Origin of the sequence: Shinella yambaruensis (assembly GCF_050859155.1) — a bacterium.
GTDB classification, from domain to species: Bacteria; Pseudomonadota; Alphaproteobacteria; order Rhizobiales; family Rhizobiaceae; genus Shinella; species Shinella yambaruensis.
Map to the genome: position 1 here is coordinate 2,215,492 of NZ_CP150638.1, position 21,568 is coordinate 2,237,059.

Here is a 21,568-nt window from a genome sequence, read left to right on the forward strand (position 1 = left end):
TCCAATCCCGTCCATGACAACAGAACACCTATCCTGATGGAGTGCAGACCCTAATGCCAGTCTCGCACCGAGACAGAATATAGACGTTTCAGCCTTCCACAATATTGACGGAGTCGCGAAAAGAAAACGAAGTTAAGATGTAAAATTCTATTGAATGCCGCGCGGCGCGCTCACAACAAAGCGGCAAGAAGCGCCGCCAGCAATACAGCGGCAGCAAGAGCAGCACAGGCGGCCGAGAAGATCCGCAAGGACAGATCGATATCCGCCACCGTCGCGACGGTGCGCCCGCTGGCGTTCATCATCGGTTCGTCGACGCGCGTGCCGCCATAGATGCGCGGGCCGGCAAGGCCGATGCCGAGCGCGCCGGCCATGGCCGCTTCCGGCCAGCCGGAATTGGGCGAGCGGTGAAGGCCCGCATCGCGCAGCGCGGTGCCGATGGCATGGCGCGCCGCCGCCCTGCCCTTCACCACCCACGTCCCGGCGGCCAGGAAGAGGGTGGAGAGGCGTGCGGCGGGCCAGTTGGCGAGATCGTCCAGCCGGGCCGAGGCCCAGCCGAAATCGAGATATTTCGCGTTTTTGTGGCCGATCATCGAATCGGCCGTGTTCAGCATCTTGTAGGCGAACAGGCCCGGCAGGCCGAAAAGCGCATACCAGAGCGCCGGCGCCACCACGCCGTCGGAAAAATTCTCCGCCAGGCTCTCGATGCCGGCGCGGCAGATAGCCGGCTCGTCGAGCGTTGCCGGATCGCGGCCGACGATCATCGACACGGCCTGCCGCCCGCCCGCAAGGCCGCCGCGCTTCAGGCCGCTGGAGACGGCACGCACATGATCGTAAAGGCTCTTCTGCGCCAGGAAGACCGCGACGACGGCGATCTCGACGAGGGCGCCGACGATGCCGAGCGGCGCGAGCAGCCGGTGCACGAAGAAACCGAGGAAGGCGCTGGCGGCGAGCAGAACGGCAATGCCGGCGGCGCCGTTGAAGCGCTTCGTATCGGCCGAGAGGCGCTTGCCGTTGAAGAGCTTGTCCATCAGCCCGATCGCCCGGCCGAACAGCACGACCGGATGCGGCACGCGCCGCCAGAGCCTGTCCGGGTCGCCGACAAGGCGATCGAGCAGCAGGGCCAGGAAAAGGAGGAGAAGCGTTTCGCTCATCGCCCGGCCGTCACCTCCGCCAGCGCCGCCGCCAGCCGGGCATCCGAGGTCGTATCCGGCGCAAGGCCGAAGCGCAGCCAGCGCGCGTTGTAGTCGAAGGGACGAACGAGGATGTGGCGGCGGCAGAGCCCCTCGTGGATGGCGGGCGCATCCGCATGGTCGACCAGCGCGAAAAGGCCGGTGCCGCCGACGATATCGAGTCCGGCGCCGGCAAGGACGGATTCGAGCGCCGCCTTGCGCGCGTCGATCGACCGGCGGATGGCGGCGGTGTCGGCGGTCATCAGGCCGGTAGCGATGGTCAGCGCCGGGCCGGACACAGCCCAGGGGCCGAGCCCGTCCTCGATCCGGTCAACGACCGGCGCCTCGCCGATCACGAAACCGAGGCGGAGACCGGCAAGGCCGAAGAACTTGCCGAAGGAGCGGAAGACGAGAAGGCCCGGCATGTTATCGCCGGCGAGCGGCGCGATGGCGGCTTCGGGGCGCATGTCGCCGAAGGCCTCGTCGACGACGAGAAGGCCGCCGCTGCCGGCAACGCGCCGGTGAAGGTCGAGCAGCGCCTCGCGCGAGAACAGCCGGCCGTCCGGATTGTTCGGATTGACGACGACCACCAGGCCATGGGCATCGCTCACGGCATTAAGGCCTGCGATGCGATCCACCGCCACGCCGGCATTTTCCAGCACGCGGGCATATTCGCCATAGGTCGGCGAGACGACGGCGGCGCGCCGGCCGGCGGCGGCGAAACGCGGCAGGAGCTGGATGACGGACTGCGTGCCGGGAACGGGCAAGGGCAGCGCGCCCGATGTGCCATAATAGCCGACGGCGGCGGCGCGGGCGGCATCCTGGCGGTGGCAGTCCGGCAGGCGGTGCCAGGCGGCGACATCCACTTCGGGCAGCGCCGCGGGATTGGGGTTGATGCCCGTGGAAAGGTCCAGCCAGTCCTCCGGCCGGCCGCCGAAGCGCCGGGCGGCGGCGGCGACACCGCCGCCGTGAACGATGCGCGGCGCGGTCATGCCGCCTCCGGCGCAAGATCGATGAGATGCATGTAGGAGCCGCTGACGGTTCCGCGGCGAAGGCCTGCCTCGCCGAGGTCCTCGCCGACCGCGTCCGTGACGGCGAAGAGGCGCTCCGCAGCGCCCTCGCTGGCGACGGTCGAATAGTGGAACTCGTGGGCGGTCATCGGCGCCGAAAACCCCGCGCCGGCAAGCGGCGTCACGCGGCGGTAACCGAGATGGCGGCGGCGCGCGGCAAAGCTGGTGACGAGCGGCAGGAGGCCGAGCATGCCGTAGCGGGATCCATCCGCCGCAACCAGAGCCTCCCCCAGAGTCATGTAGCCCCCGCATTCGCCATAGATGCGCGCCCCCCGGCGCGCTGCCTCCTGCATGCCTAGACGGAAGGCAGCGGCATTGGCAAGAGCGGCCCCGTGCAGTTCCGGGTAGCCGCCGGGCAGATAGACGGCATCCGCATCGGCCGCGGGCGCCTCGTCGGCGAGCGGCGAGAAGAAGGAAAGGTCCGCCCCCGCCATGCGCCATCCCATCAGGAGATGCTCGTAGGTGAAGGCGAAGGCGACGTCGCGGGCGATCGCGATGCGCTGGCCGAGCGGCGGCAGGCGCGGCACGGTGCCCTCCGCCCGCGCCCCTCCCCGTCGCGTGGCGACGGCGACCAGGCGGTCCAGATCGCAGCACCGCGTCACCACGCCGGCGGCATGGGCGATGAAGGTCTCCAGCATGCCATGCTCGCCGGCCTGCACGAGGCCGAGATGCCGTTCCGGCAGGGCAAGCAGCGGATCGCTCCGCAACACGCCGAAGATTGCGATGCCGCTCGCCTCCAGCGCCCCGCGCAGCATGGCCTCGTGCCGGGCACTGCCGACCTTGTTGAGGATGACGCCGGCGACGTGGACATCGCCGCGATGGTCCCGGTAGCCCTTCACCAGCGCAGCGACGGACTGGGACATGCGGCTGCAATCGACGACGAGCACGACGGGCAGGCCGAGCAACGCCGCAAGGTCGGCCGGCGCGCCGGTGCCGTCCGCGGCGGCGTCGAAAAGGCCCATCATCGCCTCGACCAGCAGGAAATCCCCCGCGCCGGCCTGCCGCGCGGCATTGGCGCGGATGAGCTCGGGACGCATTGCCCAGGGATCGTAGTTGAGGCAGGCCTTGCGGCTGGCGGCGGCGTGGAAGGCGGGATCGATGTAGTCCGGCCCCGCCTTGCCGGAGACGAGGCTAAGACCGGCATCGGCGAAGGCGCGCGCCAGGCCCAGCGTCACCGTCGTCTTGCCGGAGCCGGACGCGGGCGCGGCGATGAGCAGTCCGCTCATGCCGGGTCCTTCAACTTGCGCGAGCCGAACGGATCGGGCGCCAGCGCGCGGCCCTCCGTCAGCGCGCCGAGCCAGTCGAGCGAGGCGCGCAGGCGCACGACCTCGCCGACGACGACGATGGCCGGCGGTTCTAGGCCCGCGGCCGTGACATCCGCCTCCGCGCGCGCCAGCGTCGTTTCCAGCACCTGCTGCTCGGCGGTCGCGGCATTGCAGACGAAGGCGACGGGCTCCTCTGGCGCGCGGCCGCCGGCGATGAGGTTGGCGGCGATCTGGCCGATATGCTTCATCGCCATGTACATGACGATGACGGGCGAACCCTTGGCGATGCCCTCCCAGTTGATGCGGTCGGGCACGAGGCCGGAGGAATCATGGCCGGTGAGGAAGGTGACGGCGTGGTTGACCTCGCGATGCGTCACCGGGATGCCGGCATAGGCAAGCCCGCCGATGCCGGCCGTGATGCCCGGCACGATGCGGAAGGGAATGCCGTGCTCGATGAGGGTCAGCGCCTCCTCGCCGCCGCGGCCGAAGACGAAGGGATCGCCCCCCTTCAGCCGCAGCACGCGGTTGCCGGCGCGCGCCAGCTCGACAAGCCGCAGCGAGATGTCCCGCTGCTTATGCGAGGGCTTGCCGCCGCGCTTGCCGGCGAATTCCAGCACCGCATCCGGGCCGGCAAGCGACAGGCACTCGGCATTGACCAGCGCGTCATGCACGATGACATCCGCCTGCTGGAGCGCATGGGCGGCGTGCAGCGTCAGGAGGCCGGGATCGCCCGGGCCTGCGCCGACGAGCCAGACGCTGCCCCTTTCCATGGGCGGGAGGGCGGCGAACAGGCTGTGCATCAGGCAGGCTCCCGGCTTGAATCGGAAAACGAAGGCGCGGAATCGATGCCGCAGGAAAACGCCGCAAGCGGCTGGAAAGACTCAGCGATCGCCGCCGTGGCATGGGCCGACTTCGTCTTTTCCACGATGAGCCTGCCGCCGCTGCCCGCCTGCGCCAGCGCCGCCGCCTCTGCGACGCCGTGGCAGCCGGTGATGGCGAAGACGCGGTCGGAAGGATTGGCAAGGCGGGGCGTCTCGGCTTCGAGCCGGACGGCCGGAAAAGTCACAAGCGGCACGGAGAAATGCCGGGCGACGGCATGCATGGCCGGCTCTTCCGCGCGTACGTCCAGCGTCGCGACGAAGGCAATGCCCTCGGGGTCCGGGATGACGGAGAGGGCGAGATCGAGCAGTTCCGCCGGCGGCGTGCCGCGTTCGCAGCCGAGGCCGAGGACGAGCAGACGTCGTCCGGTGTCAGGGGATGGGGCCTTGGCGCGCATGGCGGTCTCTCGCAAAATTCCACGCGAAAGGGCCCGGCCTTGCCGTCCACCGACGGTTCCGGATGAAGCCCCTCTGGGTCGGCCGCACCGGACACCGCTCGGCCCGCCCCGCGGGCACCGTCGCTGGGTTTCTTAGTACCGGAGGGCGTGGGGCCGGTCAAACCGGATTGCGGCATCGCCCGCGCCGGATGCGCCATGCCTCAGGCCGAAACGAGATTGGCCAGCACGATCTCCCGCCAAAGACGCGTCGGCGACACCCAGGCGTCCGGCGCATTGTAATTGCCGGAAAAGATGACGCAGGCGATATCCGCCTCCGGCATCAGCCAGAGCCGCTGGCCGCCATTGCCGAAGCCGGCCATCCACGGCCGCTCCCCGCCGAAGGCCGGCACCGGCGCGGCGCCGAGAAACCAGAAATGGCCATAGTCGAGCCCGTCTCCGGTCGAGACGGCCGGTGCCAGCGAGGCGTCGAGCCAGGCCTTCGAGACGACCTGCCGCCCGCCGGCGCGCCCGCCCTCCAGCACGAGGCGGCCGATGCGCAGGAGGTCCGGCGCGGAAAGGCGAAGGCCGGAGGCCGGCGAAGCGACGCCATCCGCCCCACTCAGCCACTCGAACCTTGAAATACCGAGCGGCTGAAAAAGCGCCTCGCGGGCGAAATCCTCGATCCGCCGGCCGGTGCCCCGCTCGATGACCGCCCCGACCAGCGCCGTCGCCCCGCCGCAATAGACCCAGTGGGTGCCGGGCGCATGCAGCACCGCCTGCTCCAGGACGAAGCGATAGCGGTCCGGCGCGTTCTCCATGGCGATCTCGCTGTTCAGCGGGTCGGCATAGGAGCGGTCTTCGTCCCAGTCGAGCCCGAGCGTCATGGTCAGCGCATGGCCGATCGTCAGGCCGGCGCGCGCCGGATCGGCGGCAAGATCCGGATAGTCGGGAAACTGCGCCAGAAGCGGCGCCTGCGGCGGCGGAACGAGGCCCCGGTCGAGCGCGATGCCGTAGAGCAGGCCGACCACGCTCTTCGTCACCGACCGGAGGTCGTGCAGCGTCAAGGCGCCGAAGGCGACCGTGCCGAGCGGCATGCCCCAGCTTTCGTCGGGCGCCTCACGATAGTGCTCCAGCACCAGCTTGCCGTGCCGGCTGACCAGCACCGCATGCACATCGCGGATGAGGCCCGCTTCGATGCCGGCGAGCAGCTTGCGCGCCAGCGCGGGATCGAACCCCAGCTCCGCGGCCGCCGCCCGTTCCCATTCGCCATCCGTTTGCTGATCTGCGTGCATCGCGGCCTCCCCTCATGGCGCCGCCGATGTATCGGCGGCCAGCCTGTTTGACCCGTCCTGCCCGGCCGACGCAAGCACCTTCATGCGCGCAAGGCCGCCGGGCTTTGCTTTTGCCGCGCAGTCTGACAGAAGGGCTGGCAATCCTCTCCTCGCATTCCCCGAGTCCCGCCGTGGCCGATATCGCCCTTCATATCCTGCTCTTCCTGTTCCTCGCCGCCTTCCTTGCCGGTTTCATCGATTCCATCGCCGGCGGCGGCGGCATGATCACCATCCCCGCCATGCTGATCGCCGGCATCCCGCCGCTCGAAACGCTCGGCACGAACAAGCTTCAGGCGCTGTTCGGCTCCGGCTCGGCGACGCTGGCCTATGCGCGCGCCGGCCATGTCCGGCTTCGCGAGCAGATGCCGATGGCCGTGCTCTCGGCGCTGGGGTCGGCCTTCGGCGCCTTGCTCGCCACCGTGGTGCCGGGCGACCTGCTGAAGGCGATCCTGCCCTTCCTGCTCGTGGCCATCGCCGTGTTTTTCGGGCTGAAGCCGAATATCGGCGATGTCGACAAGCACCGCCGCATGGGCGTCTTCCTCTTCACCGCCACCATCGTGCCGCTGATCGGCTTCTATGACGGCGTGTTCGGCCCGGGCACCGGCTCGTTCTTCATGCTGGCCTTCGTGACGCTGGCTGGCTTCGGCGTGCTGAAGGCGACGGCGCACACCAAGCTCCTCAACTTCGGCTCGAATGTCGGCGCCTTCGCCGTCTTCCTCGCCTATGGCGTCGTCCTGTGGAAGGTCGGCCTCGTCATGGGCATCGGCCAGTTCCTCGGCGCACAGGCGGGCTCGCGCGTCGCGATGAAGAACGGCGCCAGGATCATCAAGCCGCTGCTCGTCATCACCTCGATCGCGCTCGCCATCCGCCTGATGGCCGATCCGGGCCATCCGCTGCGCATCTGGCTGGGGTGGTGATTACGGATTTCAGCCCGCCTGTCATGACCTGAGGGCACGACGTCGAAAGGCCCCCCTCACCTGCCTGCCGGCATCCTCTCCCCGCAGGCGGGGCGAGGAACGACGGGCGCGCCGTTTTCCTCCTTCTCCCCGCCTGCGGGGAGAAGGTCCCGGCAGGGGGATGAGGGGCGACGCTTCCCTCACGATCAGTATTCCACGCCCTGCTGCGCCTTGATGCCGGAGCGGAAGGGATGCTTCAGCAGTTCCATTTCGGTCGCGAGGTCGGCGATCTCGATCAGCTCGTCCTTTGCGTTGCGGCCCGTCAGGACGACATGCGTCATGTAGGGCTTTTCCGTCTTCAGGAACTCGATCACCTCATTGACGTCGATATAGTCGTAGCGCAGCGCGATGTTGATCTCGTCGAGCAGCACCATGGAGTTACGCTCGTCGCGGATCAGCTCCTTCGCCTTCTCCCACGCCTTCTCAGCCATCGCGACATCGCGCGCGCGGTCCTGCGTTTCCCAGGTGAAGCCCTCGCCCAGCGTGAAGAACTGGCAGAGATCGGAGAAATGCGCCTCGATGAGGTCGCGCTCGCCCGTCACCATGGCCCCCTTGATGAACTGCACGACGGCGCAGGGCTTTCGGTGCGCGATATGGCGGAAGATCATGCCGAAGCCGGCTGTCGACTTGCCCTTGCCCTTGCCGGTATGGACGATGACGAGGCCCTTCTCGTCCGTCTTCGTCGCCATGATCTTTTCGCGCGCCTGCTTCTTCTTCGCCATCTTCTCCGAATGGCGGGCGAGCTCGGCTTCGTTCATGCCGGCGGTTTCGTCGTGGTTTTCGCTCATGTCAGCCTTCCCGTTTCGGCAGGTCGTCCTCGCAATGCAGCCAGGAAACCCGCTCGTTCCAAAACCCGTGCTGGGTGATATCAACCCCGCTCGCATCGTCCAGCGAGGCGACGTAGAGATCGATGATGCCCGGCCGCTTGTCCGTTTCGTAGCTCATCGGCGAGCCGCAATTGCCACAAAAGCCGCGCCGCACACCCGGCGAGGACGCGTAGTGGCGCAACGTATCGCCTTGAAACGCAAGGTTCTCCGTCGCCACGCAGAAGAATGTCGTCACCGGCGAGGACGTGGCACGGCGGCAGCTTTCGCAATGGCAATGGCCGGTGCTGATGATGTCGCCGGAAAACGAAAATGTCAGGGAACGGCAAAGGCAGCGGCCGGCAAGCTGCATCACGAAGCCCTCCTCTTTCCGAGCATGTCCAGCTCGAAGCGCGCGGAGTTCGAGCGCGGCGTCCAGAGCTGCCGGTCGATCGCCTCGGCGAACCGCGCCGCCATTTCGGCAAGCGCCGCCGGGTTCTTCTCCATCAGGAAGTCGCGCACCCGCTCGTCGAGCACATAGGCCTGGTAGGCGGCCTCGAAATGATGGTCCTTCACCGCGCCGGTCGTGGCGGCGAAGGCGAACATGAAATCGACCGTCGCGGCGATCTCGAAGGCGCCCTTGTAGCCATGGCGCATGACGCCGTCGATCCATTTGGGATTGACGACGCGGGCGCGCACGACGCGACCGATCTCGTCCTCCAGCGTGCGCACGACCGGCTTTTCCGGCCGCGACAGGTCGTTGTGATAGACGACCGGCTGCTTGCCGGAAAGGTGCTCCGCCGCCGCGGCCATGCCGCCCTCGAACTGATAGTATTCGTCGCTGTCGAGCAGGTCGTGCTCGCGGCTGTCCTGGTTCTGCACGACGGCCTCCAGGCTCTTCATGCGCGCCTCCAGCCGCTCGCGCATCGGCACGCCGTCGCTCGTCCCGTCATAGGCATGCGCGCCCCAGGCGAGCCAGGCCTCGGCAAGGTCGCCGCGCTCCGTCCACAGCCCCTCGTCCATCATCGTCTGCAGGCCGGCGCCGTAGCCGCCGGACTTCGCGCCGAAGATGCGGAAGCCGGCCTGCTTCAGCGCCTCGTCCTCGGACGCGCCCTTGGCTGCCAGCGCCGCCGCTTCCGCCCGCATGCGGGCGGCGATCGGGTTGTCGGCATCGTCCTCGTCCAGCGCGCCGACGGCGCGCACGGCCCGGTCGAACAGCGCGATCTGCTCCGGGAAGGCATCGCGGAAGAAGCCGGAAATGCGCAGCGTCACGTCGACGCGCGGATGGCGCAGCACGGCCGGCGGGATGATCTCGAAGCCGGTGACGCGGCGCGAGGCCATGTCCCAGGTCGGCTTGACGCCGATCAGCGCCATGGCCTGCGCGATGTCGTCGCCGCCGGTGCGCATGTTGGAGGTGCCCCAGGCGGTGATGCCGAAAGAGGTCGGCCATTCGCCGTGGTCCTGCGCATAGCGGGTGACGATGAGCTCGGCGGACTTGCGGCCGAGCTCCCAGGCGGCCGGGGTCGGCACCGCGCGGCTGTCGACGGAGTAGAAGTTTCGGCCCGTCGGCAGCACGTCCGGCCGCCCGCGCGTCGGCGCGCCGGAAGGGCCCGGCTCGATGAAGCGCCCGTCGAGGCCACGCAGCAGCGCGGCGATCTCGGCCGGGCCGCAGGCGGCGATGGCGGGGCGGATGCTGGCCTCGATCACATCGAGCACGGCGCGGGTGGCGTGCCAGTTTTCCGGGCAGGCAAACGTCCCGTCCACAAGCCTTGCGGCGAGCAGTTCGATGCGCTCGACCGTGTCGCCCTTGCTGCGCCAAGGGGTGTCGGATTGCGTGGCGAGGATGCCGGGGCGCGGGCCGGTCCAGGGATCGGAGGGGATGCAGTCGAGCGGGTCGAAGGCGTATGAAGCGCTACCCCCCTCTGCCCTGCCGGGCATCTCCCCCTCAAGGGGGGAGATCGATGGGGGTACGCGTCCTGTTCCATCCGCAGCCAAGGCGGTTGGCTTCAACGCGGCGGGGAAAACGGAGTCAGGCTCCCAGCCGATCTCCCCCCTTGAGGGGGAGATGGCCGGCAGGCCAGAGGGGGGTGCGGCCTCCGCAAAAACATCCGCCGCGATCGCCCGCTGCAGGCTCGCCTCGCCGCCCTCGCCGAGGCCGCGGGGCACGCGGGCGAGCGCCAGCGTCAGGTCGGTCAGAAGCCGCCCCTCGGGCGAGACGCCGAAGACGTGCAGGCCGTCGCGGATCTGCATTTCCTTGAGGTCGCAGAGATAGGCGTCGAGCTTCTGCAACGCCGCCTCCTCGCCGTCCGAGCGGGCGATGCCGGCGTCGCGGTCGAGGCCGATGTCGCGCACGAGGTCGAGGATCTGCTTCGTCAGCAGCTTGATGCGCCGCGGATCGCCGCCGGAGGCGTCGTAATATTCGTCAACCAGCGCCTCGAGGTCCTTCAGCGGGCCGTAGGTCTCCGCGCGGGTCAAAGGCGGCGTCAGGTGATCGATGATGACGGCGGCGGAGCGGCGCTTGGCTTGCGTGCCCTCGCCCGGATCGTTGACGATGAAGGGATAGAGATGCGGCACCGGGCCGAGCACGGCTTCCGGATAGCAGGCCTCCGACAGCGCCAGCGCCTTGCCCGGCAGCCATTCGAGATTGCCGTGCTTGCCCATGTGCACGATGGCATGCGCGCCGAAATGCCCGCGCAGGAAGGCGTAGAAGGCGAGATAGCCATGCGGCGGCACGAGGTCGGGCGAATGGTAGGTGTCCTTCGGATCGATATTGTAGCCGCGCGCCGGCTGGATGCCGACCAGCGTCTCCCCGAAACGGGCAAGCGGCAGGGCGAAGACATCGCCGCTGACGAAGGGATCGTTCTCCGGCGCGCCCCAGCGGGCGGTCATCTCCGCCTGAATCCGTTTCGGAAGGGAGACGAAGAAGGCCTTGTATTGCTTCAGGGAAAACGTTTCGCGGATTTCGCGCCCGTCGCCCGCCGCGTTGGTCGGGCCGGCCATCAGGTGGGCGATCAGCGCGTCGCCGTCGGCCGGCAGGCCTTCGACCGCATAGCCTTCCGCCGCCATGGCGCGCAGCACCTCCATCGTGCCGGCGGGCGTATCGAGGCCGACGCCGTTGCCGAGGCGCCCGTCGCGGTTCGGATAGTTCGCCATTACGAGCGCGATGCGGCGTTCCGCCGGCGCCGCACGCCGCAGCCGCGCCCAGCCGGCGGCCAGCCGGGCGGAAAAGCGGATGCGGTCCTCGACCGGATCGAGGCTGACGATGTTGGTTTCGACGCACTCGTCGTAGCGCGCGGCCGCCTTGAAGGAGACAGCACGGGCGAGCACGCGGCCGTCCACCTCCGGCAGCGAGACGTTCATGCCGAGGTCGCGCGCCGTCAGCCCCTGGCCGGAGGCCTCCCAGGCCTTGCGCGAGGAGCCGGAGAAGACGACCTGCAGGACCGGCGCACCGGTCTCGTCGAGCACGGTCGGCTTGCGGCCGGCGCCGGGGGCGGACACGGCAAAGCTGGTGGCGTTCAGCACCACCTCTGGCCGGGCCTTGGCGAAGGCGGCCCGCACCGTCTCGATGGAGACGGGCTCCTTGAGGCTGGAGACGAAGAGCGGCAGGGCGCGGAGACCCTCGGCCGCCAATGCCTCAATCAGCATTTCGACGGGGCGTGTCTCGCCGCTCTGGACATAGGCGCGGTAGAAGCAGATGGCGGCGGTGGGGGGAGCGCGTTCCTGCGAGGCAGGAGGCGCAACACCCCCCTCTGGCCTGCCGGCCATCTCCCCCTCAAGGGGAGAGATTGGCAGGAGGCCGGGCCGTGCCCCCTCGACACCGTCCGGGGTTGCAGCGTCGCCAGATGGGAAGGAAACCGCTGCCCCATCGATCTCCCCCCCCGAGGGGGAGATGGCCGGCAGGCCAGAGGGGGGGAGCGCCGCCAGCGCCTGCCACGTCTCGATATCGACCACGCCCCGCCCCGGCCACCAGATGCCGGCCTTTTCCAGCGGCATCGCCGGTTCCGGCCTGTCGCCGCCGAAGACCAGGGCGTCGGCATAGGCAAGGAAGCGGTCGGCATTGTCGGCGCCGCCCTCGTTGAGATAGGCCCAGAGGGTCTGGCGGTCGGTGTCGTCGATGCGGTTGAAAGGCGCGAGGCCCTCGTCCGGCCGGTCGTCGCCGGGCAGCGCCACGAGCCTGATGCCGTTGGCAACGGCGGTCGCCAGCAGCGCCTCCAGCACGTAGCGGAAATAGCTGGCGCCGCCGAGGGCGCGGATGACGATGAGTTTGGCGTGGCGGGCGGTGCGCTCGATATAGGTATCCACCGACATCGGATGGGAGAGCGTGGCGAGGCTGGCGAGCCGCAGCCGCGCTTGCGTGTCGCGCGCGCGATGGGCGGCCGCGATGGCGGCAAGCTCTGTGTCGGCGGCGGAAAGGAAGAGGATGTCGCCCGGCGTCTGGCCAAGGTCGATCGCCTCGCTGCCGTCGGCAATGGTTCCCTTCTGCGCTAGGAGGAGGTGCATGCGGCGCCTCCGCTTTGCCGGCAGGGCAATCGCATATGGATGGAAAACGTTGCCACCCCTCCTTCTCCCCGGCAAGGAGAAGGTGCCGGCAGGCGTATGAGAGGGATGCCGGAGGCGCAAACGATCCGTCCGAGCCACCCCCTCATCAGGCCCGGAGCCTGTCCTCGGGCTCGCCTTTGGCGAGACCCGTGGGGGCCACCTTCTCCCCGGCGGGGAAAAGGGGAGAGCGGCAACGTCGAACGCCATATGCGATTGCCCTGCCCTTGCCGGCGTGCCGGGAGGATGGGTCCTCGGGTCGAGCCCGAGGATGACGACAGGAGGAAGGGGCGGTGGACAACAGCCGCGGTTGTCCCTGCCGCGCCGATCGATAGGCTCTTCGGCCGCTCCTCCCCTCCGTCATCCTCGGGCTCGACCCGAGGATCCACCGGTACGGCACGCCCAAAAAGGCCAAACCGTACCTGAAACGCCGAAGGGAGGGACTGCCGCACGCTCATGCCGAAACTCACACCGCCGCGGCGATGGCCGCGCGCACGGCGGCTTCGTCCATGTCGTGCAGGCCGATGACGACGAGGCGGGTGCCGCGGGTCTCGCCCGAGGCCCAGGCGCGCTCGAAATAGTGGTCGATGCGGCTGCCGACGGCCTGGACGAGCAGGCGCAGCGGCTTGCCGGGCACGTCGGCGAAGCCCTTGAGGCGCAGCACGTCGTGTTCGGCGATCACGCCCTTGAGGCGCTCGATGAAGGCGGCCGGCTCGGCGATGGCGGGCAGCTCGACGACGAAGCTGTCGAATTCGTCGTGGTCGTGCTCCTCGCCGTTCTCGTGCTCCAGCTCGTGGTGCGACTTGCGGTTGGCGATGTCGTCTTCCGTGCCGACGCCGAGGCCGAGCAGCACGGCGGCGGCGACCTCGCCGTTCTTCGCCTCGATCATCGAGGGCTTGCGGGCGGTGCGGGAGGCGACCTCGTCACGCACCGACTTCAGGCCGTCGGCATCGATCAGGTCGGTCTTGTTGAGCACGATGAGGTCGGCAGCGGTGAGCTGGTCCTCGAAAAGCTCTTCCAGCGGGCTCTCGTGGTCGAGGTTCTCGTCTTCGACGCGCAGCGCATCCACCTTGTCGTGGTCGTCGGCAAAGCGGCCGGCGGCGACGGCGGCGCTGTCGACCACGGTAATGACGCCGTCGACCGTCACCTGCGTCTTGATCTCCGGCCAGTTGAAGGCCGCGACGAGCGGCTGCGGCAGGGCAAGGCCGGAGGTCTCGATGACGATGTGGTCCGGACGGTTCTCCCGCTCCAGGAGCTTCGTCATGGTGGGGATGAAATCGTCGGCGACGGTGCAGCAGATGCAGCCGTTGGTGAGCTCGATGATGTCGTCCTCGCTGCAGGCCTCCGCGCCGCAGCCCTTCAGCACGTCGCCGTCCACGCCGAGATCGCCGAACTCGTTGATGATGAGCGCGATGCGTTTTCCGCCCGCATTCTGGAGGAGGTTGCGGATCATCGTCGTCTTGCCCGCGCCGAGGAAGCCGGTGATGACGGTGGCGGGGATCTTCTGTTGCAGCATGGCTCAACCCTTCATTTTCAGCGGCAGTCCGGCCGCGATAAAATAGACTTCAGGCACGAGGGCGGCGACCTTCTGGTGCAGCCGCCCGGCATGGTCGCGGAATTCGCGCGCCATGCGATTGTCAGGCACGATGCCGAGGCCGACCTCGTTGGAGACGAGGACGATGCGGCCGGGCGCCTGCCGGATGGCCTCCAGGAGGCTGGAGGATTCGGCGGCGATGTCCCGCTCTTCCAGCATCAGGTTCGTCACCCACAGCGTCAGGCAGTCGACGAGCACGGCCCGGTCGGCCCGCGCCACGTCCCTTATGCGCGCGGCGAGCGCCAGCGGCTCCTCATGGGTCTGCCAGCCGTCGCCGCGATCCTCCCGGTGCCGCGCGATGCGCGCGCGCATCTCGTCGTCGAAGGCGCGGCCGGTGGCGATATAATGACGCGAGAGGCCGGTCTCGGCGACCAGCCTCTCGGCAAAAGCGGATTTTCCGGAACGCGCACCGCCCAGAACCAGGACGGCTCCGGGCGATGTCGATGTCATGTCAGGCAGCCTTGGCGATCTTCTCGTTGGCAAAGCCGAGCGAGAGGCCGAGCACGATCCAGAAGAACAGGGTCGTGGCCAGGGCGGCGACGGCGAATTCCGCGCCGAGCACGGCCGGAACGTTGCTGGAGATGTCGCCCGGCTGCGGCGCGCCATAGACCTGCGGCGCCGCGATCAGCACGATGCCGATGACCTTGGCGACGATGTTCTGCTTGAGGAACAACAGGTAGAGGCCGGCTGCCGAAAGGATGACGGTCGCGATCCACCAGACCTGGCGGTCGCCGAGATCGGCGGCGGGGAAGCCCGGAAGCTCCGGCGGCAGGCCGATGGCCGGCAACATGTGCACGGCAAGCCACCCCGCCGCGCCCCAGAGCGCGCCGTTCGCCACCGTGATCGGATGGCCGGAAACGAGGCTGAAGCCGGCGAGCAGCAGGCCGAAGCCGGCGCCGGTGACGAGGTTGGCGAGCAGCGTGCCGGAGAACCGGCTCATGCCGAACATGATGCCGCCCTCCTCGTGATCCTCGCCCTCATGGGCATAGGCGACGGAAACCGGCGAAAGCGCCGAGGCGATGTCCAGGATGACGGCGCCGAGCGAGGAATGGTCCTGCGTCTGTGCGGCGCCCTCCGTACCGGTGCCGGGCGTGGTGCCTTCCGCGGCGGGCGCGGCTTCGTCGCCGCCCTCGAATTCCTCGGCATGCAGGATGAGCGGAACGACACGGGCCTCCTGGGCGGCCGTCATCAGCACGCCGGAGAACAGCCCGGCCACCAGGGCGGCCAGGAGATAACGAACGATCATGTCGAAAACTCCTTAGTGGCAGGGAAAGCCGTAGGAGTGACGCGTATCGTGGGCCGTGTCATGCAGCACGGCGGAATTCGCAAGGCCCGCGCCGAACACCAGGAAGGCGCCGAGCAGGAGAGCGAAAACGCCGGCGACGAGACGGTCGTTGGCGGAAAGGGTAACAGAAGACGTAGTCGAAACAGCCATGACAACCTCCGTGCAGGCGGCGGGGAAACCTCCCCAGGTCGGACGAAATGTCCTTCGCATTGGCTGGCAGGTCTCCTGGCTCGCAGCGTCCGGCGTCCAAAAACGCCTGCGGGTCGCCCTCGCCTTCCCAGGCTCCGGCATCGCGAAAAGGCGGACGATTCGTAGAGAAAGAGGCGTCCAACCCCTGCTGATCGCGATGCCACCCAGTGGCTTTTCCGGCTGGTTGTCACGGCGCGGGGCGAAGGCACCATTGCCCCGTTCCGCGCAGATCCTCCCGTCCGGATGGGCGTCCCTCGCCACTCTACAGTCGCGGGGTCGGCCGTGATTGCAGCGCCCTGGTTGGGTCCGCCGCGTCACATTCCCATTTACTCCCCGATCCGTTTCCGGATCCGGGAACCATCCAATATCCCGGATGATTATGCTTCCGCCCCTGCGAAGTCAATCGACCGGCAGCGTCATCACCTGTGCTGAAACCGCCGTCCGGCCGTCGCGATCTCAATAGCCGGGGATGATCACCACGCCACCGCCGCCATTGTAATAGCCGTCGTCGCGATAGTAGCGCTCGTAATAGCCGTCGACCGGGCCTTCGAGCACGTCGTAGTCCTGCTGGTAGCGGCGCTGGCGATTCTGCCGGGCCTCGGCATATTGCGCGGCCTGCCGGAGAGCGCGGTACTGCTGGCGGGAGAGGTAGCCGTCGGCGCGGTAGCCGGACGCCCCCTGCCAGGCGGCGATCGCGGCGCGGGTGCGCGAACCGAAGACGCCGTCGACGCCATAGGTGTTGAAGCCGAGCATGCTCAGCCAGCGCTGCGCCTGCACGCGGGTCGAACGATCCATATAGGCCTCGCGGCGGTCGACGACCGGCTGCTCGGCCTTCCGCTCGGTTTCAGCGGTGGCCGTTTCGCTTTCCTGCTTCGGCTTGGCCGCCTGCCGGGCCGTGTCTGCCAGCGCCGCAAGGCGCTCGCGCGCATCGGCGACGAAACGGCCGTCCGGATATGCGTCGAGATAGGCGCGGAAGGCCTTTTCCGAACCGTCGAGCACGGCCTTCTGGAAGGTCTCCTCCTCGCGTTTCGCCGCATCGTCGGCGCGCTCGACGGCAAGGCCGCGGTTCTTCGTGTCCGCGTCCTGCGCTTCGTTTTCGCGGGCCGCGGTGTCGTTCGCCTGCGCGGCCCGTTCGGCGGCGGCCGCTTCCTCGGCGCGTTTTTCGGCTTCCTCGGCAAGGCGGGCCGCCTCGGCGGCCTTGGCCTCGGCGTCGGCAGCGGCCTTCGCGGCTTCCGCCTTCAGCCGTTCCACCTCGGCGGCCTTTTCCTCAGCAAGCTTGCGGGCAGCGGCGGCCTCTTCTTCGATCCGCGCCTTCTCGGCCGCGGCAGCCTTTTCCGCTTCGACGCGCCGGGCCTCGACCTCGCGCCGGGCAGCGGCTTCCTCTTCCGCACGCGCCTTTTCCGCGGCGGCGGCCTCTTCGGCCTTCTGGCGCTCGGCCTCGGCCTTCAGGCGGGCTGCTTCCTCCGCCCTGGCCTTCTCGGCGGCGGCCGCGGCCTCCGCCTTCAGCCGCTCGGCCTCGGCGGCCTGCGCCTCGGCGAGCTTGCGGGCGGCCGCTTCCTTCTCTTCCGCCTCCGCCTTCAGGCGCGCGGCCTCTTCGGCGCGGGCCTTTTCCGCCGCGGCGGCTTCCGCGCGCGCCTTCTCCTCGGCCGCGGCCTTTTCCTCGACAAGCTTGCGCGCCGCGGCAGCCTCTTCCGCCTTCTTCGCGTCGGCTTCCGCCTTCAGGCGCGCCGCCTCGGCCTTGGCTTTCTCGGCTTCCGCCGCTTTCTGCGCATCCTCTTCGGCCTTCAGGCGCGCGGCTTCCGCCTCGGCGTTGGCCTTTTCGGCCTCAGCCACCTTCCGCGCCTCTTCCTCGGCCTTCACACGCGCCGCTTCCGCATCCGCCTTGGCTTTCTCGGCCTCCGCGATCTTGCGGGCCTCCTCTTCGGCCTTGGCCTTTTCCCCAGCGGCCTGTTCCTCCGCCTTCGCCTTTTCGGCGGCAGCGGCCTGCTCGGCCTTGGCCTTGGCATCCGCCTCGGCCTCATCGGAGGCGCCCGTCGCCGGCTTCGCCTTGGCGGCGGCCTGCAGTTCGGCGATGCGCAGGCGCGCCATGGAGGCGAACGTGCCGTTCGGATATTGCTTCAGGTAGCCTTCATACTGCGCGACATCGCTGCCGGCGGAGACCTTCTGCCAGAGCGAGAACTCCTCTTCCCAGCGTTTGCCGGCGCTGCCGGCCTCCTTGCCGGTCGCAGCCTGGGCAAAGGCGACCGCCGGCTGGCCGGCGAGCGACAACCCGACGATGCCGGCGATGCCGAGCCGCACCAGAACGGAGCGTGCGAGAGGTCCAGAACCCATATATCCCACCCTTTCGGATCGCGCGAAGGCGCCAGCGCCCGGCGATCCCGGGCGGATTTCCGTCACTCCTCGCACCGAATTCTGGCGCAACTTTGGTGCGGCAGGCCGGCAGCGGAAGAACCCGATGGCTGAACGTTTCAGAAGGCCGGTTTAATCAGCCCGGGCTAAAAGGCCGTCGAGCCATCGCGGGTCGAGAACCGCCTCCAGCTCCGCCGCCACGCCGTCGAGCGCCGCATCGACGCTCGCCCGGTAATCGAAGCCGCCGCCCTCGATGCCGAAATCGGCAAGCAGCCCGGCGCGGTAGGCGTCGCTCGACAGAAGACCGTGCAGATAGGTGCCCATCACCCGCCCGTCGGGCGAGATCGCGCCGTCCGGCCGGCCGTCGATGCTGACGGGGGGACGCAGCGTGTCCGGCCCGGTGGTGCGGCCGAGATGGATCTCATAGCCTTCGAGCGGCACGTCATATTGCAGGGAGCGGGCCGTGCTGTTGCGCACGGTCTTTTCCGGCGCCATCTCGGTCTCGACCGCCAGCAGACCGAGCCCCTCGACCTCCCGCTCGCTGCCCTCGATGCCGAGCGGGTCGGTGACGCGGCTGCCGAGCATCTGGTAGCCGCCGCAGATGCCGATGATCCGGCCGCCGCGGCGCCTGTGCAGGGCAAGGTCGCGGTCCCAGCCGGCGGCACGGAATTCGTGGAGATCCGCAATAGTGGACTTGGAGCCCGGCAGGACGACGAGGCCGGCATCGGCCGGAAGCCGCTCGCCCGGCCGCACGAAGACGAGGTCCACCTCCGGCTCGGCCTTGAGCGGATCGAGGTCGTCGAAATTGGCGATGCGCGAGAGGACCGGCACGGCGACCTTCAGCGCCCCGCCGCCGCCCCTGGCGAGCCGCTCCAGCACCACCGAATCCTCCGCCGGCAGGCGCGCCGCCTCTCTCAGCCAGGGCACGACGCCGAAACAGGGCCAGCCGGTGAAGCGGGCGATCTCGGCAATGCCGCTGTCGAACAGCGTCACATCGCCCCGGAACTTGTTGATGAGATAGCCGGCGACCATGCGCCGGTCTTCTTCCGGCAGGATGGCGTGGGTGCCGACAAGCGAGGCGATGACGCCGCCGCGGTCGATGTCGGCGACGAGCACGACCGGCACGCCGGCGCGCGTGGCAAAACCCATATTGGCGATGTCCCCGGCCCGGAGGTTGATTTCCGCCGGCGAGCCCGCGCCCTCGACGACGACGAGATCGGCGCCGTCCGCGATCGTCTCGAAGCTTTCCATGACGGCGCCCATCAGCTTCGGCTTCAGCGCCTGGTAGTCGCGCCCCTTCGCCTGGCCGAACACCCTGCCCTGCACGATGATCTGGCTGCCAACGTCCGATTGCGGCTTCAGAAGCACCGGGTTCATGTGCACGGAGGACGGCACGCGGGCGGCCAGCGACTGCAGCCACTGGGCCCGGCCGATCTCGCCGCCATCGGCCGAGACGGCGGCATTGTTCGACATGTTCTGCGGCTTGAAGGGGCGCACCTTCAGCCCGCGATTGGCGGCAATGCGGCAGAGCCCCGCCACCAATACCGTTTTTCCGACATCCGAGCCGGTGCCCTGGAGCATGATCGTTCTGGTCATGCGGCCCTCGTAGCATTCCCGCTCGTCACCGAAAAGCCCTGACTTACCGCAATCTTGCCGCAATCTTCGCGCCGCCGGCGCCGCTTTTTCCCGGAAGGTCGCCATGCGCCGCAAGCATGGCTGTCATGCTGTCCTTTTTGCGACATGTCGCGCCGTGAACGACCATGGCTTTCCGTCCGGAGAACGCCTATATCAACACCATCACACAGCCGAGGCGCGTGGCTTCGGGTTTCAAGGACAAAGACAATGCTGTTCATCTTCAGCAAGCCGAACTTCGTACAGATCGCCTGGAACGGCGAAGCCCCCCAGAGCCAGTCCCGCGTGCGCAACGTCGTCATGGACGCGCCGCTCGGCCCGCTCGGCTTCATCCGCACGCGCAACGTCGGCTGATCCTTCGAGCGCGACGTCAGGTCCCGCTCGTATCCAGCGCCGTCTCTCTCCGGGAGGCGGCGTTTTTTATTGCCTTTCGCAGCCCTGAAACGGCGAAAGCCGTGCATCCCTTCCGGTGATGCACGGCTTGCCAAAATACGCATGGCGGCGTCCGACAAGAACGCGTCGGAGCCCAGGCACCCCGGTACGCAATACCTTTCCGGAGCAGGCGGCGGTGTCCCCCGCCGTGAAAGAACCAATAGCGGCACATCCTTACCGGACCGTTATCGGAAGCTTAAGCAAAGGTGAATCACGAACTTTTTTGAAAATTTTTGCGATAATTGATCGAAGGCCCGAAGCGGCGCATTCGGGACAGGATTTGTCCGCTTTCAGCGACCATCGCACCCGCCCTCGCGAATTGCACCCTGATCATTTGCCCTGATGCGAGCAAACGCCCATTTTTTCCACCGCAAGGTTGCTGGAATTTCAGCCTTTCGGCGCTCCGGGACAGCCCAGCGGCCATGGCCTGGCCGCACAGGAGGTTGATTTCTCTATGAGAACCCGTAGGCTGCCCTTGTGACGCACGAAGATAGGTCGCCGGTGACAGGGTTCCGCCGGCAAACCAGAAAAAGGCTCGGCGTCGCTGCAGCAGGGGGATTGGCTCGCCTCACCTGGCATCGGATCCCCGTGGCTGTCGCAAAACTTTCGGGCAGTCGGGACAACGCAGTAGCCTGCGCTGCCTTCCGGGTTGATCGCTGCATCCAAGACTGGGAGGTCTTAATCCATGAAGAAGCTCCTTGCTTCAACCATCCTTGCTGCCGGCCTTTACGGCTTTGCCGGTTCTGCCCAGGCGGCAGACTGCGGCGAGGTCTCGATCGCCGAGATGAACTGGGCCTCGGCGGGCGTTGCCGCGCATGTCGACAAGCTCATCCTCGAAAACGGCTATGGCTGCACCGTCACGCTGGTGACCGGCGACACGATGCCGACCTTCACCTCCATGAACGAGAAGGGCGAGCCGGACGTCGCGCCCGAAATGTGGGTCAACGCCGTGCGCACGCCGCTCGACGCGGCGATCGCCGAAGGCCGCCTGATCCAGCTCGCGCCGCTGCTTTCGGAAGGTGGCGTCGAGGGCTGGTGGATCCCGAAATTCCTCGCCGACGCGCATCCCGACATCAAGACCGTGCAGGACGCGCTGAAGCATCCGGAACTCTTCCCCGCGCCGGAAGACTCCTCCAAGGGCGCCGTGCACAATTGCCCCTCGGGCTGGAACTGCCAGGTCTCGACGGACAATCTCTACCGCGCGCTGGATGCGGACAAGGACGGCTTCACGCTCGTCGACACGGGCTCGGCGGCGGGCCTCGACGGCTCGATCGCCAATGCCTTCGAGAAGAAGAGCGGCTGGCTCGGCTACTACTGGGCGCCCACCGCCATTCTCGGCAAGTACGAGATGACGAAGCTCTCCTTCGGCGTCGAACACGACAAGGCCGACTGGGATGCCTGCACCGCCGTGCCGGACTGCCCCAACCCCAAGGTCAACTCCTATCCAACCTCCGACGTGTTCACCGTCGTGACCAAGGCCTTCTCCGAAAAGGCCGGCGTTGCCATGGACTACATGAAGACGCGCCAGTGGGACAACGGCACGGTCGGCAAGGTGCTTGCCTGGATGGACGAGAACCAGGGCACGAACGAGGACGCCGCCAAGCATTTCCTCGAAACCTATCCGGACATGTGGACCAAGTGGGTCGCTCCGGATATCGCGGAAAAGGTCAAGGCCGCGCTCTGACGACGGCCTGCCGGCGGC

The 21,568-nt window shown here is 68.1% G+C and carries 18 protein-coding genes and 1 riboswitch; of the genes, 3 read left to right on the forward strand and 15 right to left on the reverse strand.

What is annotated here, in order from left to right; translation table 11 throughout:
- Positions 1-170: 170 nt before the first annotated feature.
- The 6 genes from cbiB to WMC41_RS10965 all read right to left on the reverse strand — a co-directional run bounded on the left by cbiB (position 171) and on the right by WMC41_RS10965 (position 6,051).
- A complete protein-coding gene (gene cbiB, locus WMC41_RS10940; protein WP_432348139.1) occupies positions 171-1,151 on the reverse strand; it encodes an adenosylcobinamide-phosphate synthase CbiB in 981 nt (326 codons plus the stop codon).
- Positions 1,148-2,161, reverse strand: coding sequence for a threonine-phosphate decarboxylase CobD (gene cobD / locus WMC41_RS10945; RefSeq protein WP_432348141.1), 1,014 nt, complete (start codon positions 2,159-2,161; stop codon positions 1,148-1,150). The genes cbiB and cobD overlap by 4 nt, the downstream gene beginning before the upstream one ends.
- Positions 2,158-3,465: a cobyrinate a,c-diamide synthase gene (locus tag WMC41_RS10950; RefSeq protein ID WP_432348142.1), complete on the reverse strand. Its 1,308-nt coding sequence runs from the start codon at positions 3,463-3,465 to the stop codon at positions 2,158-2,160. Before WMC41_RS10950 ends, cobD begins: the two co-directional genes overlap by 4 nt.
- Entirely contained in the window at positions 3,462-4,304 is an 843-nt protein-coding gene (gene cobA / locus WMC41_RS10955; protein WP_244769529.1) for a uroporphyrinogen-III C-methyltransferase, read from the reverse strand. The genes WMC41_RS10950 and cobA overlap by 4 nt, the downstream gene beginning before the upstream one ends.
- Positions 4,304-4,780 carry a cobalamin biosynthesis protein gene (locus tag WMC41_RS10960; protein WP_432348144.1) on the reverse strand — a complete coding sequence of 159 codons (477 nt, stop codon included), beginning with the start codon at positions 4,778-4,780 and terminating at the stop codon, positions 4,304-4,306. The genes cobA and WMC41_RS10960 overlap by 1 nt, the downstream gene beginning before the upstream one ends.
- 200 nt (positions 4,781-4,980) lie before the next feature.
- A complete protein-coding gene (locus tag WMC41_RS10965; protein ID WP_432348146.1) occupies positions 4,981-6,051 on the reverse strand; it encodes a serine hydrolase domain-containing protein in 1,071 nt (356 codons plus the stop codon).
- 170 nt (positions 6,052-6,221) lie between these two features.
- Between WMC41_RS10965 and WMC41_RS10970 the strand changes: the two genes are divergently transcribed.
- A complete protein-coding gene (locus tag WMC41_RS10970) occupies positions 6,222-7,007 on the forward strand; it encodes a TSUP family transporter (protein WP_272805707.1) in 786 nt (261 codons plus the stop codon).
- 185 nt (positions 7,008-7,192) lie between these two features.
- Here WMC41_RS10970 and cobO read toward each other — a convergent pair whose 3' ends face one another.
- The 9 genes from cobO to WMC41_RS11015 all read right to left on the reverse strand — a co-directional run bounded on the left by cobO (position 7,193) and on the right by WMC41_RS11015 (position 19,398).
- The gene (gene cobO / locus WMC41_RS10975; protein WP_272805708.1) at positions 7,193-7,834 is read right to left on the reverse strand and encodes a cob(I)yrinic acid a,c-diamide adenosyltransferase; all 642 of its coding nucleotides are present in this window, start codon (positions 7,832-7,834) and stop codon (positions 7,193-7,195) included.
- A 1-nt stretch (position 7,835) separates the two neighbouring features.
- Positions 7,836-8,222: a GFA family protein gene (locus WMC41_RS10980; RefSeq protein ID WP_432348323.1), complete on the reverse strand. Its 387-nt coding sequence runs from the start codon at positions 8,220-8,222 to the stop codon at positions 7,836-7,838.
- On the reverse strand, positions 8,222-12,349 hold the full coding sequence (gene cobN / locus WMC41_RS10985) for a cobaltochelatase subunit CobN (protein ID WP_432348147.1): 4,128 nt from the start codon (positions 12,347-12,349) through the stop codon (positions 8,222-8,224). Before cobN ends, WMC41_RS10980 begins: the two co-directional genes overlap by 1 nt.
- Before the next feature lie 502 nt (positions 12,350-12,851).
- Positions 12,852-13,901: a cobalamin biosynthesis protein CobW gene (gene cobW, locus WMC41_RS10990; RefSeq protein WP_432348148.1), complete on the reverse strand. Its 1,050-nt coding sequence runs from the start codon at positions 13,899-13,901 to the stop codon at positions 12,852-12,854.
- A 3-nt stretch (positions 13,902-13,904) separates the two neighbouring features.
- Positions 13,905-14,429, reverse strand: coding sequence for a bifunctional adenosylcobinamide kinase/adenosylcobinamide-phosphate guanylyltransferase (gene cobU, locus WMC41_RS10995; RefSeq protein WP_288077852.1), 525 nt, complete (start codon positions 14,427-14,429; stop codon positions 13,905-13,907).
- 1 nt (position 14,430) lies between these two features.
- Positions 14,431-15,225: a CbtA family protein gene (locus WMC41_RS11000; protein ID WP_432348150.1), complete on the reverse strand. Its 795-nt coding sequence runs from the start codon at positions 15,223-15,225 to the stop codon at positions 14,431-14,433.
- A 12-nt stretch (positions 15,226-15,237) separates the two neighbouring features.
- Positions 15,238-15,414, reverse strand: coding sequence for a CbtB domain-containing protein (locus WMC41_RS11005; protein WP_050743285.1), 177 nt, complete (start codon positions 15,412-15,414; stop codon positions 15,238-15,240).
- 48 nt (positions 15,415-15,462) lie between these two features.
- Positions 15,463-15,830: riboswitch (cobalamin riboswitch) on the reverse strand.
- A 79-nt stretch (positions 15,831-15,909) separates the two neighbouring features.
- A complete protein-coding gene (locus tag WMC41_RS11010; RefSeq protein WP_432348152.1) occupies positions 15,910-17,784 on the reverse strand; it encodes a peptidoglycan-binding protein in 1,875 nt (624 codons plus the stop codon).
- 150 nt (positions 17,785-17,934) lie between these two features.
- Positions 17,935-19,398, reverse strand: a complete 1,464-nt coding sequence (locus WMC41_RS11015; protein WP_432348154.1) for a cobyric acid synthase — start codon at positions 19,396-19,398, stop codon at positions 17,935-17,937.
- Positions 19,399-19,644: 246 nt separating this feature from the next.
- Between WMC41_RS11015 and WMC41_RS11020 the strand changes: the two genes are divergently transcribed.
- Positions 19,645-19,788 (forward strand): hypothetical protein, encoded by a 144-nt coding sequence (locus tag WMC41_RS11020; RefSeq protein ID WP_023517380.1) that lies wholly within the window; start codon positions 19,645-19,647, stop codon positions 19,786-19,788.
- Positions 19,789-20,551: 763 nt separating this feature from the next.
- On the forward strand, positions 20,552-21,550 hold the full coding sequence (locus tag WMC41_RS11025) for an ABC transporter substrate-binding protein (RefSeq protein WP_244769518.1): 999 nt from the start codon (positions 20,552-20,554) through the stop codon (positions 21,548-21,550).
- The last annotated feature ends 18 nt before the right edge of the window (positions 21,551-21,568 follow it).